Source organism: Pseudomonas sp. MB-090624, from assembly GCF_003205245.1.
Lineage (GTDB): Bacteria > Pseudomonadota > Gammaproteobacteria > Pseudomonadales > Pseudomonadaceae > Aquipseudomonas > Aquipseudomonas juntendi.
On record NZ_QJRK01000041.1, the window covers coordinates 1 to 17254 of the forward strand.

The 17254-nt window shown below is 62.8% G+C and carries 14 protein-coding genes; 3 read left to right on the forward strand and 11 right to left on the reverse strand.

The window, feature by feature from the left end; all coding sequences use genetic code 11:
- Positions 1-227: 227 nt before the first annotated feature.
- The 5 genes from DMX12_RS21140 to arcD (DMX12_RS21160) form a co-directional block, all read right to left on the reverse strand.
- Positions 228-596 (reverse strand): DUF5064 family protein, encoded by a 369-nt coding sequence (locus tag DMX12_RS21140; protein WP_110679379.1) that lies wholly within the window; start codon positions 594-596, stop codon positions 228-230.
- Positions 597-652: 56 nt separating this feature from the next.
- On the reverse strand, positions 653-1582 hold the full coding sequence (gene arcC / locus DMX12_RS21145; protein WP_009683385.1) for a carbamate kinase: 930 nt from the start codon (positions 1580-1582) through the stop codon (positions 653-655).
- 233 nt (positions 1583-1815) lie between these two features.
- Positions 1816-2826: an ornithine carbamoyltransferase gene (locus DMX12_RS21150; protein WP_009683386.1), complete on the reverse strand. Its 1011-nt coding sequence runs from the start codon at positions 2824-2826 to the stop codon at positions 1816-1818.
- 68 nt (positions 2827-2894) lie between these two features.
- Entirely contained in the window at positions 2895-4148 is a 1254-nt protein-coding gene (gene arcA / locus DMX12_RS21155) for an arginine deiminase (RefSeq protein WP_009683387.1), read from the reverse strand.
- A gap of 32 nt (positions 4149-4180) precedes the next feature.
- Positions 4181-5608 (reverse strand): arginine-ornithine antiporter, encoded by a 1428-nt coding sequence (arcD, locus tag DMX12_RS21160; protein WP_110679380.1) that lies wholly within the window; start codon positions 5606-5608, stop codon positions 4181-4183.
- Positions 5609-6042: 434 nt separating this feature from the next.
- Here arcD (DMX12_RS21160) and arcD (DMX12_RS21165) point away from each other — a divergent pair, with 434 nt between their 5' ends.
- The gene (arcD, locus tag DMX12_RS21165) at positions 6043-7470 is read left to right on the forward strand and encodes an arginine-ornithine antiporter (protein WP_110679381.1); all 1428 of its coding nucleotides are present in this window, start codon (positions 6043-6045) and stop codon (positions 7468-7470) included.
- Here the strand turns inward: arcD (DMX12_RS21165) and DMX12_RS21170 are convergent.
- The 6 genes from DMX12_RS21170 to gap all read right to left on the reverse strand — a co-directional run bounded on the left by DMX12_RS21170 (position 7450) and on the right by gap (position 14199).
- A complete protein-coding gene (locus DMX12_RS21170; protein ID WP_054890324.1) occupies positions 7450-7863 on the reverse strand; it encodes a YbaN family protein in 414 nt (137 codons plus the stop codon). The two genes, arcD (DMX12_RS21165) and DMX12_RS21170, sit on opposite strands and share 21 nt — an antisense overlap.
- A 54-nt stretch (positions 7864-7917) precedes the next feature.
- Positions 7918-8511 (reverse strand): biliverdin-producing heme oxygenase, encoded by a 594-nt coding sequence (locus DMX12_RS21175; protein WP_110679382.1) that lies wholly within the window; start codon positions 8509-8511, stop codon positions 7918-7920.
- 160 nt (positions 8512-8671) lie between these two features.
- Positions 8672-11260, reverse strand: coding sequence for a TonB-dependent receptor (locus tag DMX12_RS21180; protein WP_110679383.1), 2589 nt, complete (start codon positions 11258-11260; stop codon positions 8672-8674).
- A gap of 180 nt (positions 11261-11440) precedes the next feature.
- A complete protein-coding gene (locus DMX12_RS21185) occupies positions 11441-12403 on the reverse strand; it encodes a FecR domain-containing protein (protein WP_110679384.1) in 963 nt (320 codons plus the stop codon).
- Positions 12404-12493: 90 nt separating this feature from the next.
- A complete protein-coding gene (locus tag DMX12_RS21190) occupies positions 12494-13006 on the reverse strand; it encodes an RNA polymerase sigma factor (protein WP_110679385.1) in 513 nt (170 codons plus the stop codon).
- Positions 13007-13197: 191 nt separating this feature from the next.
- A complete protein-coding gene (gap, locus tag DMX12_RS21195; protein WP_110679386.1) occupies positions 13198-14199 on the reverse strand; it encodes a type I glyceraldehyde-3-phosphate dehydrogenase in 1002 nt (333 codons plus the stop codon).
- 264 nt (positions 14200-14463) lie between these two features.
- Between gap and edd the strand changes: the two genes are divergently transcribed.
- Positions 14464-16290 carry a phosphogluconate dehydratase gene (gene edd, locus DMX12_RS21200; RefSeq protein WP_110679387.1) on the forward strand — a complete coding sequence of 609 codons (1827 nt, stop codon included), beginning with the start codon at positions 14464-14466 and terminating at the stop codon, positions 16288-16290.
- A complete protein-coding gene (locus DMX12_RS21205) occupies positions 16287-17246 on the forward strand; it encodes a glucokinase (protein ID WP_029885497.1) in 960 nt (319 codons plus the stop codon). Before edd ends, DMX12_RS21205 begins: the two co-directional genes overlap by 4 nt.
- Positions 17247-17254: the final 8 nt, after the last annotated feature.

The window sequence follows — 17254 nt, forward strand, 5'->3', positions numbered from 1 at the left end:
CCTGTCACAGGCGTTACTGGCCCGAAACAAACGTAGGAGCGAGCGCAGCTCGCGATTGCGCCGCGCGGGCGGCGCTCGATCTCACAGGCGCTGAAGATGCTCCGGCTACCCTTGCCAGGAACCATAGTATCTCCCACAGGTACTGCACAGGCCTTGAGGCCGATGCGATCGAAGTGGGCGCTGGCTTGCCTGCGATGGGCTGCAAGGCAGCCCCAAACTTGTGAAAATCACTCCAGGTGTTCAGGCTTGATCGGGTCGCCCGACTTCACCGCCAGTTTTTCGCGAATGTCCGCGAACATATGGTCATAGAGCTTGTGCGGTGAACTCAGGTTTTCGAATTTCTTCGGCGACGGCAGGTACGCTTGCGCCCTGCGCGTCAGCAGCATGAGAAAGCTGGGCAGGGCCTGGTCCTTGGGCAGGAAGAACGCTTCATCGACTGCCTTGCCTTCAATGCTGCCATGCATGCGGAACTGAATGCCTCTACCTTCCTTGGGGTCCGACACTGCCTCGTATTCGATGTTCAGGTCATAGCTGTGGTCATCTTTGTTCAGCGCAATGCGCTCGATGTGTACATGACCGGGGTGGTACTGGGCCATGGAAAGCTCCTTGGGAAGGTCGAAAATGACGGGCCGCGCAGGCCCGCCCACTGCATTCAACGGTAGCTGATCCCCGGCTTCGCGGTCGAAACACGGGTGCCGGCTGTGCCTTTGACGATTTCCTCGATGTTTTCCAGCGAACTGATCACTGCCACCTTGCCGGTATGGCGGGCAAAATCACAGGCGGCCTGCACTTTCGGCCCCATGGACCCCGCGGCAAAACCCAGCCGCTGCAGTTCGTCGGGGTGCGCTTGGGCGATGGCTTTCTGCGTAGGTTTACCCCAGTCAATGTACGCCGCATCCACGTCGGTGGCGATGATCAGAAGGTCGGCTTCCAGTTGCTCTGCCAGCAGTGCCGAGCACAGGTCTTTGTCGATGACCGCCTCCACCCCTTTGAGCTTGTGGTTTTCATCGTACAGGGTGGGGATGCCGCCGCCGCCCGCGCAAATCACGATGCTGCTCTTTTCCAGCAGCCACTTGATCGGGCGGATTTCAAAGATGCGCTTGGGTTTCGGGCTGGCCACCACGCGTCGGTACTTGTCGCCGTCAGGCTTGACCACCCAGCCCTTCTCGTTGGCCAGGCGCTCGGCCTCGTCCTTGCTGTAGACCGGTCCGATGAACTTGGTCGGGTCCTTGAAGGCCGGATCGTTGGCGTCGACTTCAACCTGGGTCAGCAAGGTCGCGAACGGCACTTCGAAGGCCAGCAGGTTGCCCAGCTCCTGCTCGATCATATAGCCGATCATGCCCTCGGTCTCGGCGCCCAGCACGTCCAGCGGGTAAGCCTCGTCCGGTTTGTAGGAAAGGCCCTGCAACGACAGCAGGCCGACCTGCGGGCCGTTACCGTGGGCAATGACCAGCTCGTTGCCGGGGTGGATCTTGGCGATCTGTTCGGCGGCGGTGCGGATATTGGCACGCTGGTTGTCAGCGGTCATGGGTTCGCCGCGGCGCAGCAGGGCGTTGCCGCCCAATGCAACAACGATACGCATGGGGAATGTCCTTTTGAGGTGGCTTGGGGCTTGGGGCTTGGGGCTGCAAGCTGCAAGCGGCAAGTTGCAAGTGGCAAGCAGAGGCCGGCCGGTGTAATCAGCAGCTTTCAGCTTTCAGCTTTCAGCTTGCAGCTTTCAGCTTGCAGCTTTCAGCTTGCAGCTTTCAGCTTTCAGCTTTCAGCTTTCAGCTTTCAGCTTTCAGCTTTCAGCTTTCAGCTTGCCGCTTGCCGCTTTCAGAGGTCAGCCAGGGTCGAAACCAGGATCGCCTTGATCGTATGCATGCGGTTTTCCGCCTGCTCGAAGGCAATGCAAGCGGGCGACTCGAATACGTCGTCGGTCACTTCGATGCCGTTGGCCAAGTCCGGGTACTGTTCGGCAATCTGCTTGCCCACCTTGGTTTCGGAGTTGTGGAACGCCGGCAGGCAATGCATGAACTTGGTGCGGGGGTTGCCAGTGGCCTTCATCAGTTGCGCATTCACCTGGTAAGGCTTGAGCAGCTTGATACGCTCGCCCCAGGCCTCGATCGGTTCTCCCATCGATACCCACACGTCGGTGTGCACGAAGTCCACGCCCTTGACCGCGGCCAGCGGGTCTTCGGTCAGGGTGATACGCGCGCCACTTTCTTCTGCGTACTGCTTGCAGCGCTCAACCAGGTCCTCATGTGGCCACAGCGCCTTGGGCGCGGCGATGCGCACGTCCATGCCGAGTTTGGCGCCGATCAGCAGCAGCGAGTTGCCCATGTTGTTGCGCGCATCGCCCAGGTAGGCGTAGCTGATGTCGTGCAACGGCTTGTCGCTGTGCTCGCGCATGGTCAGCACGTCGGCGATCATCTGGGTAGGGTGATATTCGTCGGTCAGGCCGTTGAACACCGGCACCCCGGCGAACTTGGCCAGCTCTTCGACGATTTCCTGCTTGAAGCCACGGTATTCGATGGCGTCGTACATGCGCCCGAGTACCCGGGCGGTGTCCTTCATGCTTTCCTTGTGGCCGATCTGCGATGAGTTGGGGTCGATATAGGTGACATTGGCACCCTGGTCGTAGGCCGCCACTTCGAAGGCGCAGCGGGTGCGGGTGGAGGTTTTTTCAAAGATCAGGGCAATGTTGTTGCCCTTCAGGTGTTGCTGTTCGGTGCCGGTGTACTTGGCGCGCTTGAGGTCGCGGGACAGGTCCAGCAGGTAGCGCAACTCGCGCGTGGTGTGGTGTTCCAGGCTCAGCAGGTTGCGGTTGTGAATGTTGAACGCCATGACTTTTCTCCTTGGGTAGGGTGAACGCACCGGCCGCCGCTGGGTAAGCGCGGCCGGGGTAATGGGCGTTAGTAATCGATGGGGTCACGGATGATCGGGCAGGTCATGCAATGGCCGCCGCCCCGGCCCCGGCCCAGTTCGCCGGCGCTGATGGTGATGACCTCGATGCCAGCCTTGCGCAGCAGGGTGTTGGTGTAGGTATTACGGTCGTAGCCGATGACCACGCCTGGTTCGAGGGCCACCACGTTGTTGCCGTCATCCCACTGTTCGCGTTCGGCGGCGAAGCTGTTGCCGCCGGTTTCGACTACCCGCAGCTTGACCCCGAGCTGTTCGCCGACCACGTCGATGAACGACTTGTTCACGCGGCGCACGTCCATGCCGTACGGCTTGCTTTCGTCCGGGCGAATGATGAACGGCACGATTTCCTTGACCACTTCCGGGAAGACCGTGACCAGGTCGCGGTCGCAGAAGCTGAACACGGTGTCCAGGTGCATGGCGGCGCGCGACTTCGGCAGGCCGGCGACCACCACTTCCCTGACCGCACCGTGGGCGAAAAGGCTCTGGGCCAGCTGACCGATGGCCTGGCGCGAGGTGCGCTCGCCCATGCCGATCAGCACCACGCCATTACCGATCGGCATCACGTCGCCACCCTCGAGCGTGGCGTTGCCGTGGTCCTTGTCCGGGTCGCCATACCACACCTGGAAGTCGGCGCTGGTGAACGCCGGGTGGAATTTGTAGATGGCGGTGGTGAGTAGCGTTTCCTGGCGCCGTGCTGGCCAGTACATCGGGTTCAACGTGACGCCGCCGTAGATCCAGCAGGTGGTATCACGGGTGAACTGGGTGTTGGGCAGCGGTGGCAGGATGAAGCTGGAGTGCCCCAGGTAGTCGTTGTACATCTTGACCACTTCGGCGCCTTCGCTCTGCGGCAGGTCCTGGCCGGCCACGCCGCCGATCAGGAATTCGGCCAAGTGGCGCGGTTCGAGACCTTCCAGCCAGCTGCGCACTTCATTGGTCAGACCCACGCCGACGGTATCGGCGGTGATCTTGCGGTCCAGAATCCACTTCAGCGCTTCAGGTTGCTGCACGATGTCGGTCAGCAGGTTGTGCATTTCCAGCACATCCACGCCACGCTCACGCATCTTGGTGACAAAGTCGAAGTGGTCACGCTTGGCCTGGTCGACCCAGATCACATCGTCGAACAGCAGTTCGTCACAGTTGCTCGGCGTCAGGCGCTTGTGCGCCAGGCCCGGTGCGCACACCATGACTTTGCGCAGCTTGCCGGCCTCGGAGTGCACACCGTACTTCTGTTTTTCAGCGGACATGGTTTCATTCCTCCAATGGGACGAAAGCGTGGTCAAAGGGTCAGGAAGCCGTCGTACAGGCCATAGGCTGCCACCAGGGCGCCGAGCACCACGGCGGCGAAGATCAGTTTTTCCACGTTGGTGAAGATGGGTTGGCCCACTTCACGCTTGGCCTTGGCGAACAGGATCGCGCCAGGGGCGTACAGCAATGCCGACAGCAGCAGGTATTTCACACCGCCGGCGTACAGCAGCCAGATGGCGTACAGCAGGGCGATAGCGCCGATGATCAAGTCTTTCTTGCGTTCGGCCAGGGCCTGCTCATGGGTTTCGCTGCGCAGCGCCAGCAGGAAGGCGTAGGCCGCCGACCACAGGTAGGGCACCAGAATCATCGAGGTGGCGAGGTAGATCAGCGACAGGTAGGTGCTGCTGGAAAACAGCGTGATCACCAGGAAGACCTGCACCATGGCGTTGGTCAGCCACAGCGCATTGGCAGGTACCTGGTTGGCGTTCTCGCGGCGCAGGAATGCCGGCATGGTGTGGTCCTTGGCGGCGGCGAACATGATTTCGGCGCACAGCAGCACCCACGACAGCAAGGCCCCCAGCAACGAGATGATCAGGCCGACACTGATCAGTACCGCCCCCCAGTGGCCGACCACATGCTCCAGCACGGCTGCCATCGACGGGTTCTGCAGCTTGGCCAGTTCCGGTTGGGTCATGATGCCCAGCGACAGCACATTGACCAGTACCAGGAACAACAGCACGGTCACGAAGCCGATGACCGTGGCCTTGCCCACGTCGGCGCGCTTTTCGGCGCGTGACGAGAAGATGCTCGCACCCTCGATACCGATGAACACCCATACGGTGACCAGCATCATGTTGCGAACTTGGTTCATCACACTGCCCAGTTCGGGCGTGCCCCGGCCCCAGATGTCTGCTGTGAAGATGTCCAGCTTGAAGGCGAACAGGCAGATAAGGGCGAACAGCACCAGCGGCACCACCTTGGCCACGGTGGTCACCAGGTTGATGAACGCCGCTTCCTTGATGCCGCGCAAGACCAGGAAATGCACGGCCCATAGCAGTAGCGAGGCACCGATGATGGCGGCTGGCGTGTTGCCCTCGCCAAAGACCGGGAAGAAGTAGCCCAGGGTGCTGAACAGCAGCACGAAGTAGCCGACGTTGCCCAGCCAGGCACTGATCCAGTAGCCCCAGGCCGAAGAAAAGCCCATGTAGTCGCCAAAGCCGGCCTTGGCGTAGGCATACACCCCGCCATCGAGGTCTGGTTTGCGGTTGGCCAGGGTCTGGAACACGAAGGCCAGGGTCAGCATGCCCACGGCAGTGATGGCCCAGCCGATCAGTACCGCGCCAACCCCTGCGCTGGCCGCCATGTTCTGCGGCAGGGAGAATATGCCGCCGCCAATCATCGAGCCGACCACGAGTGCGACTAATGCACCGAGTTTCAATTTTCCGGATGAATCAGACATTTAACAACTCCTGCCAGGAGAAAGTTGACGACAGCATAAATCCGCCGTCTCAGCCATTCGCTGACGTGGGTCAGGTCATGGTGCCGTGAAGTAGGAAAAAACCTTCACGGTGCTCCTGGAGTGTGCCGACATCTCAAGCTGCAGGCCTTGCGCACTGGCACCTCCATGTCATTCTAGAGCAAACGCTCTGTTCAGCCTGCGATGCTTGACGCTAGTCGCTTTCGCGGCTTTCGCCACTTTTTTACGCATATTTCGAGTTTTATCGATTTCTTTTCCAGTGACTATCTAGCTGCTAGTTTTTACAGGATCTATTTATAGATAAAACTGTTATTACCGCACGTCTTTTTGTGAATGGGTTCACTATAAGCAAGCGTTTCTATATGGCCGCGAACGCTGTTGCATTCGTATGACATTGGCGAAAAAACGGGGGATACATGAGCGAACCGGGTCAGAAGCTACGCTTGGGCGCGCTGATCGCGTTGGTGGTCGGCTCGATGATTGGCGGCGGGATATTCTCGTTGCCGCAGAACATGGCGGCGCGTGCCGATGTAGGGGCGGTGCTGATCGGCTGGGCCATCACTGCGGTGGGCATGCTGGCCTTGGCCTTCGTGTTCCAGACCCTGGCCAACCGCAAGCCGGAACTGGACTCGGGGGTGTACGCCTACGCCAAGGCCGGTTTTGGCGACTACATGGGCTTTTCATCGGCATGGGGCTACTGGATCAGTGCCTGGCTGGGCAACGTCGGCTACTTCGTGCTGCTGTTCAGCACCTTGGGCTTCTACTTCCCGGTGTTTGGCGAGGGCAATACGCCCATTGCCATCGGCTGTGCGTCATTGCTGCTGTGGGCGGTGCACTTTCTGGTCTTGCGCGGCATCAAGGAGGCGGCGTTCATCAACCAGGTGACCACCGTGGCCAAAGTGGTGCCCATCCTGATTTTCGTGGTGATTGCCGCATTCGCCTTCCGCGCCGATATTTTCACCCGTGATATCTGGGGGTTGAGCAACCCTCAGTTCGGGGGTGTGCTGGAGCAGGTGCGCAACATGATGCTGGTGACCGTATTCGTGTTCATCGGCATCGAGGGCGCCAGCGTCTACTCCGGGCGGGCCCAGCGCCGCTCCGATGTGGGCAAGGCCACGGTCATAGGCTTTCTCAGTGTGCTGGCGCTACTGGTGCTGGTCAACGTGCTGTCCCTCGGGGTGATGACCCAGCCGGAGCTTGCCGGGTTGCAGAACCCTTCGCTGGCGTCGGTGCTGGAGCATATCGTCGGCCCTTGGGGCGCATTGCTGATCAGTATCGGCCTGGCGGTTTCGCTGCTGGGGGCGTTGCTTTCCTGGGCATTGTTGTGTGCCGAGATTCTTTACGCCACCGCTCGTGACAAGACCATGCCGCGCTTCCTGGCCAAGGAAAACGCCAACCATGTACCGGCCAATGCCCTGTGGCTCACCAACTGCATGATCCAGGGTTTCCTGCTGATCACGTTGTTCTCGGCCGGCACTTACACCAGCCTGATCTACCTGGCGTCGTCGATGATCCTGGTGCCTTACCTGTGGTCGGCGGCCTATGCGCTGCTGCTGGCGGTGCGTGGCGAGAGCTACGCCGCGCAGCCACGGTTGCGGCGCAAAGACGTGCTGGTGGCGCTGGTTGCCTTGCTCTACGCCATCTGGCTGCTATATGCCGGCGGGCTCAAGTACCTGCTGTTGTCGGCGTTGCTGTATGCCCCGGGCGTGATCCTGTTCGCCAGGGCCAAGCATGAGCAGCGGCAAACCCTGTTCACCACGTGGGAAAAGCTGATTTTCGCGACCGTGCTGGCAGGCGCGGCGCTGGCCGCCTACGCCCTGTACTCAGGGTTGCTGAGCTTGTGACGGGGCTGTGCAGGCGTGCTCCGGGCGTGACCAGATCCACAGGTTGCCCAGGGTCATGCCGGCGATGGCGAGGAATACCGGCCAGTGGTGTTCAAGAAAGGTCAGCATCAGGCCTGCACAGAGCAGCATGCTGAGGGTAGCGCTGACCTTGGCGCGGCGCTGGATCACCTTGCCGTTGCGCCAGTTGTACAGAATCGGCCCGAACAGGCGGTGGTTTTCCAGCCAGGCCGACAAACGTGGCGAACTGCGCGTTGCAGCCCACGCTGCCAGCAGGATGAATTCGGTGGTTGGCAGGCCGGGAATGACGATCGCGACCAGACCCACCCCCAGGCTCACGTAAGCCAGTATTCCATACAGCAGGCGGGCGAGTTTCGAGCGGGCGGGTCGGGTCATGGTCTCACTGCAAAAAACGGTGCGGCCACCGGAAGGGTGGCCGGCTAAGGCGTATCAAACCAGCGCAGCATCTGCAGCATAGGCATGCTTGAGCAGCTCGGTGAAGCGCTCGAATGCCGCTACTGCGCCGCGCTCGGCAGCCGCGTCTTCTTCGGCCGACAGGTCCAGGGCATCCAGGATGCGGGTGAACTGCTTCCAGCCTTCAGCACGGCCACCGGCCGGCTCGCCCAGGTGCCGGGCGCCGAAGCTGTCGGACAGGCCCAGCGCTGCGGCCCGTTTGATCAGAAACGCAGCGCCCAGTTTGGAGCCTTCGGAGACGAAGATCCAGCCCATTGCCTCGCCCACGCTCGGATTGGCCAAGGCACCCGGCACCGCGGCCGGCACCTGGGTGTCGAGGTCGGCGAGGTCGAGGCGGGCTTGGTCGGCCCGGCAGCGCGCGGCCAGGTCGGGGACGATGGCGATCAGTTGCGGGTCGTTGTACAGGGCCTGCAGCTCGGATTGGAACAGGTACTGGGCAACCACGAAGCGGGCGAAACTTTCGCGGCTGTCGAATGGGGCGTGGGATTTGACCAGGGCATCCAGCTCGGCGTGCGGGGCGTGGGTGATCTGGTTCAGGCGCTGGGAGCGCAAGGCTGGGCGGTCGGTCATGGGGCAGTCCTTGGAAAGAGGGCGTCTAGAGACAAGACGAAGCAGCGGGGGCGGAACAGTAAAAAAACCGGGTATGTACAGACGGGTCATTGCGTTGCCTGTGGGATCGGGCGCCGCGCGGGCGGCGCCTGATCCCACAGGCGCTGCAAACCTGAAACCTTCAGATATCCCACACCACATTGATGCCGAAGTTGCGCCCCGGCATGCTCAAACGGTCGATGTTGGCCGGCTGGGTCACAGCCGCTTCACCCTGGCCGTCATAGCTGCGTACCGAGTCCCACTGCCAGTATTTCTTGTCGGTCAGGTTGTACAGCCCGGCGTTGATGGTGACGTCGTCGGTCACCTTGTAGAAACCGGTCAGGTCCAGCACGCCATAGCCTGGCGTGCGGAACTTCGTGCTCGAACCGTCTGGCGAGTAGAAGGTGCTGTCGTCGACCCGGGTCTTGCGCTTGACCAGCGTCCAGCTCAGCAAGCCACCATAGTTGTGTTGCTCGTAACCCAGGCCGAACACGCCTTTGAGCGGGTTGACCGTGTTCAGCGGTTCGCCGGTGTCATCGTTACGGCCATAGGTATAGGCAATCGAGCCCTGGGTATACAGGCCTTGTGGCGCTCCGAAGTGGTCAAGGTTGAGGCGGCCCTTGACCTCGGCGCCCTTGATGGTGGCGTGCTTGATGTTGTTGGCCTGGAAGGTCTGTTCCAGGTTGGCGCTCTGCACGGCGTCTTCGTCGATGAAGTCGCGGTACTTGTTGTAGAACACCGCCACGTCGAAGTTACCGGCGTCGAAGTTGCCGCGCAGGCCGGTTTCGTAGCCCTTGCTCTTTTCAGGTTCCAGCCCTGGGTTGCCTTCTACCCGGTAGCCTTGGTCTAGGTTGACGAATTTCCCGTACATGGACTTGGCGGTCGGCGTGCGGAAGCCCTCAGCGTACTGGCCGTACCAGGTGTAGTGGTCATCGAAGGCGTAGGTCAGGCCGAACTTGGGCGAGACGCGGTGCCACGTCTTGTCCGAGTCGTCCTGGGAGGTGGGCGCGGTGGCGGTGGACTCCAGGCCACGCAGGAACGCCTCGGTGAACTTGGGCTGCATGCGCGTGTAGTCGTAACGGGCGCCTGGCAGGAAGGTCCAGCGGTTCCAGCGGATTTCATCCTGCACGAACAGGCTGTAGGTGTTCACGGTCGGGTCCGGGAAATCACTGACCAGCACCTGGCCGTCGGCCGGGCGCGGCGCGCCGGCGGCAGCGCAACCCGAGCCTACGGCCAGGCAGGTGCCCGTGCCACTGCGCGACCCGGTGATTTTCTCGTGCTTGAGGGTGGTGCCGTAGGTCAGCAAGTGGTCGGTGCTGCCGATGCTGAAGGCTTTGTCCAGCTGGGCATCGAATACCCACTGGCGGTCCTTGTAACGGGTGTCGCGGGTGCGCAGTACCTGGCGGCCAGGTGGCGCATAGATTTCATCGGTGTGCTGGTCGGTCTTGGCGACCTGGTAGTTCAGGCTCCACTTCACCTGGTCAGCGAACAGCGTGTCCAGGCCGAATTCATGGTTGATGCCGAAGCGTTCGCGGGTGATGGTGTCGTTGCCGCTGCGCGCCTTGTAGTAGCCCATGCCACCGAACCCGGGTATGAACGGCCCTCCCGCGGCGCTGAGGATGTTCTGGTCGCGGTCGTCCTTGTAGCGCTCGTAAGTAACGCCCAGGCGGGCGTCGTCAGCGTAGTTCCAGCCTGCCTTGGCCAGCACGTTGGTGGTGCGCACGTCCATCGGGTTGGCTTCGGTACGGGCCAGGCCGGCGCCGCTGTGGTGGCCTTGGGTCTCGGTCTCGTGGCCATTGCGCTGGCTCAGGTGCAGCAGGCCGTCGACATCGCCCTGGCGCCCGGCGACGGTGGCCGAGGTCAGCCAGCTTTCGTCCGCCGAGCTGTAACCGCTTTTCAGGCGTGCGCCAACATCCTTGCCTGGCTTGATGATGTCGTCGGGGTCGAGGGTGAAGTAGCTGACCGCGCCGCCGATGGCATTGCTGCCATACAGCACCGAGGCCGGGCCGCGCAGGATTTCCACGCGCTTGACGATTTCCGGGTCGACATAGTTGCGTTGGGTTTGCGCGTATGGGCCGTAGAAGAAACTGTCGGGGATCGCCACACCGTCGACCTGGGTGAGAATCCGCTCGCCGTCGATACCGCGAATGTTGTAGGCGTTCAGGCCACTGCGCTGGCCGGTGCCGGCCACCGACACACCCGGTTCGTAACGCACCAGGTCCTGGATGTTGTTGACGTTCTGGCGGTCCAGTTGCGCTCGGGTCTGCACGCTGACCGTGCTCGGCACCTGGCTCACGTCCTGGGCGCTGCGGGTGGCGCTGACGGTCACTTGCTGCAGCGCGATCACATTGTTTGCGGTCTGGCGTTCGAGTACCACATTGGCATTGCCGATCCTGCGAAAGCTCAGCCCGGTGCCCTGCAACAGGCGCTTGAGCGCGGCATCTGGCGGCAGCGCACCCTGGACACCGGGTGAGGCCACGCCTTCGGCCAACTCGGCGCTGAAGCCAACCTGCCAACCGGTGACCTGGCTGAAGGCGTTGATGGCCGACACCAGCGGTTGCTGGCCGATGCTGAAGCGGTAATCGCCCATGCGCGGGCTGCTGGCGCGGGCTGGTTCGGCAGCCAGCGCCGGCAGGCTGCAGGCGCCGCTGGCGAGCAATGCCAAGGTCAGCAGCGAAAGCTGCCCGGTACGGCGGGGAAGGGAAGACGAGCGGGTAATACCTGTGTACATCGAAAGCGCTCCCAAACGTGCAGACAGTTATAGGTGTCTGTTCTCGTTTGTTAAACAAGAATCAGTTGCATTGGCTATAACGAGACGGATGGGGGTGCAGAACCGCGTAAAAATAAATGCAAAAGCGTTGAACAGGCATGCCGGGCTGCGCGGCGACGTGGCCGTAGAGGAGGCAAACAGTCAGTTCAGGATGACCAGCGCCGGGTACTCATGCAACTGGGCGGAGGTGATGTGAGCCAGCGCGCGCAGGGTTTCCAGCGGCTGGTCGAGGCGGTAGTTGCCGGTTACGGCAACGTCATCCAGCTGGGTATTGCGGTTGATGATCCAGCCGGGGTAATAGCGCCGGACTTCGGCCAGTACCCGGCTCAGCGGGCAGTTTTCGAACACCAGGCGGCCATCGACCCAGGCCAGGTCCTTGTTCATGTCGGGGCGCTGGCGCTGGCCAATGCCCTGGGGGCCCACACTGATGCTGTCGCCAGCGCTGAGGCGTATGCGCTGGTCACGCGCACCTTGCAGGTCGACATCGCCGCGCTGCACCCGCAGTTGCGCTTCACCGTTGAGGTAGCGCACGGCGAAATCGGTATCGCGTGCTTGCGCGCGCAATGGCCCGGCCTGGACTTCCAGCGGCATCGGCGCGTTCTGCGGCACCTGGAAGTAGGCTTCACCCTGCAGCAGGCGCGCGACCTGGCGGCCGCCGCGGCGGTCACTGGCGAACGCCGAATTGGTGTTCAGCAGCACCTTCGCGCCATCGTCCAGTTGCAGGCGCTGGCGTTCGCCGACCACGGTCAGGTGGTCGGCCTGCAGGCGTGTCGGCAGGTTGCCGAAGGTCACCAGCCCAACCAGCAGCACGGCTGCCGTCGCCAACGGCTTCCAGTGGCTACGCAGGCGCCCGCGCCACGACCGGCGCTGCTGCCGGTGCATCTGCGTGGCCACCTGGTGCAGCGGCATACCGTTCCACAGCGCTTCTGCCTCGACATAGGCTTCGGCGTTTTCTGGCGCTGCGCTCAACCAGGCCTGGAAGGCGAGGGTGTCGTCGGCATCGGCGCCTTGCAGGCGTACCAGCCATTCCAGCGCCTCGTCCATGGCACGCGCATGGGCACTGGGCCCGGCAGGTGACGGGCGAGGGGCGGGGCTGTCGGTCACGGGGAATCCTTGCGTGGTTTTTTGCAAATGATCAAGGCTACGGCGTGGTGTGGCAAGGGCTTTACGTTGAGGGGCTGGCCAGCGGCCGGTTCACTTCAGGCGCTCGGCGACGCCCATGCAGATGGCCATGATCAGCTTCAGTTCCTTTTGTACCGTACTGGCCGAAACACTCAGTTGCTCGGCAATTTCCAGGTAGGTGGCGCCATGCAGGCGGCTGAGAATGAAGATGCGCTGCTGGCGCTCGCTCAGCTGGTTCAGGCTGATGCTCAGGTGCTTGAGCAGTTGTTCGGCGTGCGCGGCATCCTCGCTGCTGCTGGCCGGTGCGGCCACGCTGTGCAGCACCTCGTCGGGCACGTCGTCGACCAGCATGCGGGCCTGCACCCGGCGGGCGCGCAAGTGGTCGAGCGCCAGGTTGCGGGCCGTCTGGAACACGAAAGGTTCGATGTGCTCGACAGGCCGCTCGCCCAGGGCGCGCGACACCCGCAGGTAGGTTTCCTGCAGCAGGTCCTCGGCGGTGCTGGGGTTGCCGACCATGCGCTGCAGGGTGCGCAGCAGGGAAAGGCGCTGGAGGAGGAAGACGGCGTTGAACCGGGACTGACTCACGAGAAGACCTGACCGACCAAAAGCTAATGATAATGCTTATCATCTATGCGGAAGGTCAAGTCTGGGAATGTTAGGAAAAGGTAAAGATTGTGAGCCCGCTGGTGGCTGGGGGAGGATGTGCTGTGTATTCGAGACCGAGCGCCGCCCGCGCGGCGCCGGGTCTCACAGGCGCCAAAAGTGCCCCGTCAGGCTCACCGTGCCCTGCACAACGCCAGGCAGTTATCCAGCATGCGGTTGCTGAAGCCCCACTCGTTGTCATACCAGGCCAGCACCTTGAGCATGCGCCCGTTGGCGCGGGTGTGGTTGGCATCGAAAATCGACGACAGCGGGTTGTGGTTGAAATCGCAGGAAACCAATGGCAACGCGTTGTAGCCCAAGACCTTGGAATGCTTGCTCGCCTCGAGGAACAACTGGTTGACCTGCTCGGCGGTGGCCTCGCGCTTGAGGTTCACGGTCAGGTCCACCAGCGACACGTTGATCACCGGCACCCGTACGGCCATACCGGTCAGTTTGCCGGCCAGTTCCGGCAATACCAGGCCTACCGCCTCGGCCGCGCCGGTCTTGCTGGGGATCATCGACTGGGTTGCCGAGCGCGCGCGGTACGGGTCGCTGTGGTAAACGTCGGTCAGCACCTGGTCGTTGGTATAGGCGTGGATGGTGGTCATCAGGCCCTGCTCGATGCCGAACTCGCGGTGCAGCACCTGGGCGATCGGTGCCAGGCAGTTGGTGGTGCACGAGGCGTTGGAAATGACCTGGTGCGAAGCCCGCAGCAGGTCATGGTTGACCCCGTACACCACGGTGGCATCAGCCCCTTTGGCCGGCGCCGAGACAATCACCTTGCCCGCCCCGGCGGCCAGGTGGGCAGCTGCCTTGGCCCGCTCGGTGAACAACCCGGTGCATTCGAACACCACATCGATCGCTTCAGCCTTCCACGGCAGTTCGGCCGGGTTGCGAATGGCACTGACCGCGATACGGTCACCATTGACCGTGAGGCTTTCGTGGTCGGCCTCGACCGTGGCGTCGAAGGTGCCGTGCACGCTGTCGTACTTGAGCAGGTGGGCGTTCATGGCGCTGTCGCCCAGGTCGTTGATGGCGACGACCTGCAAGTCCTGGCGGTAGCCTTGGGTATACAGTGCGCGCAGGACGTTGCGGCCGATGCGGCCGAATCCATTGATGGCGATGCGAAGGGTCATGGCAGTACCTCTGGCAGTCCGAGTGAAACCTGTGGCACAAAGGAGCTTCACTGAAACGGTTTTGTTGTTGGAATTACAAGATTATTCACTATCAGATAGAAAACAAGCCTTTTTAGTGGCAGTATTTTGTTTAAACATACAACGAGTGGTGAGGCAAGATGCCTCTACCGATGCAGCGGGCTCCTGGTCTTGAGCCTAGGCGGCAATCGGTTGGAGGGGAAATGCCCGGTAAACCGCCCTTACAATTAGTCTGGAGTCCAGTACATGCATCCGCGCATCCTTGAGGTCACCCAGCGGCTGGTCGAACGCAGCCGAGCCACCCGCGAACGCTACCTGCAGCTGATTCGCGGCGCGGCCAGTGACGGGCCCATGCGCGCCAGCCTGCAGTGCGCCAACTTCGCCCACGGGGTGGCCGGTTGCGGCAGCGACGACAAGCAAACGCTGCGCCTGATGAACGCCGCCAACGTGGCCATCGTCTCGGCCTACAACGACATGCTGTCGGCCCACCAGCCGTACCTGCACTTCCCCGAGCAGATCAAGCAGGCCCTGCGCGAGGTCGGCTCGGTCGGCCAGTTCGCCGGTGGCGTGCCGGCCATGTGCGACGGCGTGACCCAGGGTGAGCCGGGCATGGAACTGGCTATCGCCAGCCGGGAAGTGATTGCCATGTCCACCGCGGTAGCGCTGTCGCACAACATGTTCGACGCCGCGCTGATGCTGGGCATTTGCGACAAGATCGTCCCCGGGCTGATGATGGGCGCGTTGCGCTTTGGCCACTTGCCGACCATTTTCGTGCCGGGCGGGCCGATGGTTTCCGGCATTTCCAACAAGCAGAAGGCCGACGTGCGCCAGCGCTATGCCGAAGGCAAGGCCAGCCGCGAGGAGCTGCTGGAGTCGGAGATGAATTCCTACCACAGCCCGGGTACCTGCACCTTCTACGGCACCGCCAATACCAACCAGCTGGTGATGGAGGTGATGGGCCTGCATCTGCCTGGCGCGTCGTTCGTCAACCCGTACACGCCGCTGCGCGATGCGCTCACCGCCGAGGCCGCGCAACAGGTCACGCGCATGACCAAGGCCAGTGGCAGCTTCATGCCGCTGGGCGAAATCGTCGACGAGAAGGCGCTGGTCAACTCCATCGTTGCCCTGCACGCCACGGGTGGCTCCACCAACCATACCCTGCACATCCCGGCAATTGCCCAGGCTGCCGGCATACAGCTGACCTGGCAGGACATGGCCGACCTCTCCGAGGTCGTGCCCACCCTGTCGCATGTCTACCCCAACGGCAAGGCCGACATCAACCACTTCCAGGCCGCTGGCGGCATGGCCTTCCTGATCCGCGAGCTGCTCGATGCCGGCCTGCTGCACGAAGACGTCAACACCGTCGCCGGCCACGGCCTGCGCCGTTACACCCAGGAGCCGTTCCTCGATGATGGCAAGCTGGTATGGCGCGAAGGCCCGCTGCAAAGCCTGGACGAAAGCATCCTGCGCCCGGTCGCGCGGCCGTTCTCGGCCGAAGGCGGCCTGCGGGTGATGGAGGGCAACCTGGGGCGTGGCGTGATGAAGGTTTCGGCTGTAGCTGCCGAGCACCAGGTGGTCGAGGCCCCGGCGCGGGTGTTTCACGATCAGCAGTCGCTGGCCGATGCATTCAAGGCCGGTGAGCTGGAGCGTGATTTCGTGGCCGTGGTGCGCTTCCAGGGCCCCCGCTGCAATGGCATGCCCGAGCTGCACAAGCTCACGCCCTTCCTGGGCGTGCTGCAAGACCGCGGCTTCAAGGTGGCGCTGGTTACCGACGGGCGCATGTCCGGCGCCTCGGGCAAGATCCCGGCGGCGATCCACGTGTGCCCCGAAGCCTATGACGGTGGCCCGCTGGCACGGGTGCGCGATGGTGATATGGTGCGCGTTGATGGTGTCGAAGGCACGCTGCGGGTACTGGTATCGGCCGAAGAACTGGCCAGCCGCGACCTGCCGCCGGCGCCCCAGGGCAATGACCTGGGGTGCGGGCGCGAGCTGTTCGGCTTCATGCGCATGGCGTTCAGCCCGGCAGAGCAGGGCGCCAGTGCCTTCACCTCTGCCCTGGAGAACCTTAAATGAAGGACCTGCTGGTTGGCGATATCGGCGGCACCAACGCCCGTTTTGCGTTGTGGCGTGACAACCAGTTGCACGAGGTAAAAGTCTTCGCTACCGCGGACTACACCAGCCCGGAGCAGGCTATCGAGGCCTATCTGCATGGCCAGGGCATCGCCCGCGGCGGCCTGGCCGCGGTGTGCCTGGCGGTGGCAGGGCCGGTCGAGGGCGACGAGTTTCGCTTCACCAACAACCACTGGCGCCTGAGCCGCCTGGCGTTCTGCAAGACCTTGCAGGTCGAGCGGCTGGTGTTGATCAATGATTTCACCGCCATGGCGTTGGGCATGACCCGCCTGCAGGAAGGCGAAGTGCGCCAGGTGTGCCCCGGCCAGGCAGACCCCACGCGCCCGGCACTGGTGATCGGCCCGGGCACCGGCCTTGGCGTGGGTTCGCTGCTGCGCCTTGGCGGGCAGCACTGGCAGGCCTTGCCGGGCGAAGGCGGGCATGTCGACCTGCCGGTGGGCAACGCCCGCGAAGCGGCGATCCACCAGCAGATCCACCAGCAAATTGGCCATGTCAGTGCCGAGACGGTACTCAGCGGGGGTGGCCTGGTACGGCTTTACCAGGCCCTGTGTGCGCTGGACGGCGACACCCCACGGCACACGTCCCCGGCGCAGATCACCGATGCAGCGCTGGGCGGCGAGCCACGGGCACTGGCGGTGATCGAGCAGTTCTGCCGGTTCCTGGGGCGCGTGGCCGGGAACAATGTGCTTACTCTGGGCGCGCGCGGTGGGGTCTATATCGTTGGCGGGGTCATCCCGCGGTTTGCCGAGTTGTTCCTGCGCAGCGGGTTCGCCGCCAGCTTTGCCGACAAAGGCTGCATGAGCGGCTACTTTGCCGGTGTGCCGGTGTGGCTGGTGACGGCGGAGTTTTCCGGGTTGCTGGGGGCGGGTGTGGCGTTGCAGCAAGCGCTGGACCATTGACTGGGGCC

What these genes read in the sequence shown, in the direction of transcription:
- DMX12_RS21140 (WP_110679379.1), bottom strand. Translation starts at nt 596, where the DNA reads ATGGCCCAGTACCACCCCGGTCATGTACACATCGAGCGCATTGCGCTG.
- arcC (WP_009683385.1), bottom strand. Translation starts at nt 1,582, where the DNA reads ATGCGTATCGTTGTTGCATTGGGCGGCAACGCCCTGCTGCGCCGCGGC.
- DMX12_RS21150 (WP_009683386.1), bottom strand. Translation starts at nt 2,826, where the DNA reads ATGGCGTTCAACATTCACAACCGCAACCTGCTGAGCCTGGAACACCAC.
- arcA (WP_009683387.1), bottom strand. Translation starts at nt 4,148, where the DNA reads ATGTCCGCTGAAAAACAGAAGTACGGTGTGCACTCCGAGGCCGGCAAG.
- arcD (WP_110679380.1), bottom strand. Translation starts at nt 5,608, where the DNA reads ATGTCTGATTCATCCGGAAAATTGAAACTCGGTGCATTAGTCGCACTC.
- arcD (WP_110679381.1), top strand. Translation starts at nt 6,043, where the DNA reads ATGAGCGAACCGGGTCAGAAGCTACGCTTGGGCGCGCTGATCGCGTTG.
- DMX12_RS21170 (WP_054890324.1), bottom strand. Translation starts at nt 7,863, where the DNA reads ATGACCCGACCCGCCCGCTCGAAACTCGCCCGCCTGCTGTATGGAATA.
- DMX12_RS21175 (WP_110679382.1), bottom strand. Translation starts at nt 8,511, where the DNA reads ATGACCGACCGCCCAGCCTTGCGCTCCCAGCGCCTGAACCAGATCACC.
- DMX12_RS21180 (WP_110679383.1), bottom strand. Translation starts at nt 11,260, where the DNA reads ATGTACACAGGTATTACCCGCTCGTCTTCCCTTCCCCGCCGTACCGGG.
- gap (WP_110679386.1), bottom strand. Translation starts at nt 14,199, where the DNA reads ATGACCCTTCGCATCGCCATCAATGGATTCGGCCGCATCGGCCGCAAC.
- edd (WP_110679387.1), top strand. Translation starts at nt 14,464, where the DNA reads ATGCATCCGCGCATCCTTGAGGTCACCCAGCGGCTGGTCGAACGCAGC.
- DMX12_RS21205 (WP_029885497.1), top strand. Translation starts at nt 16,287, where the DNA reads ATGAAGGACCTGCTGGTTGGCGATATCGGCGGCACCAACGCCCGTTTT.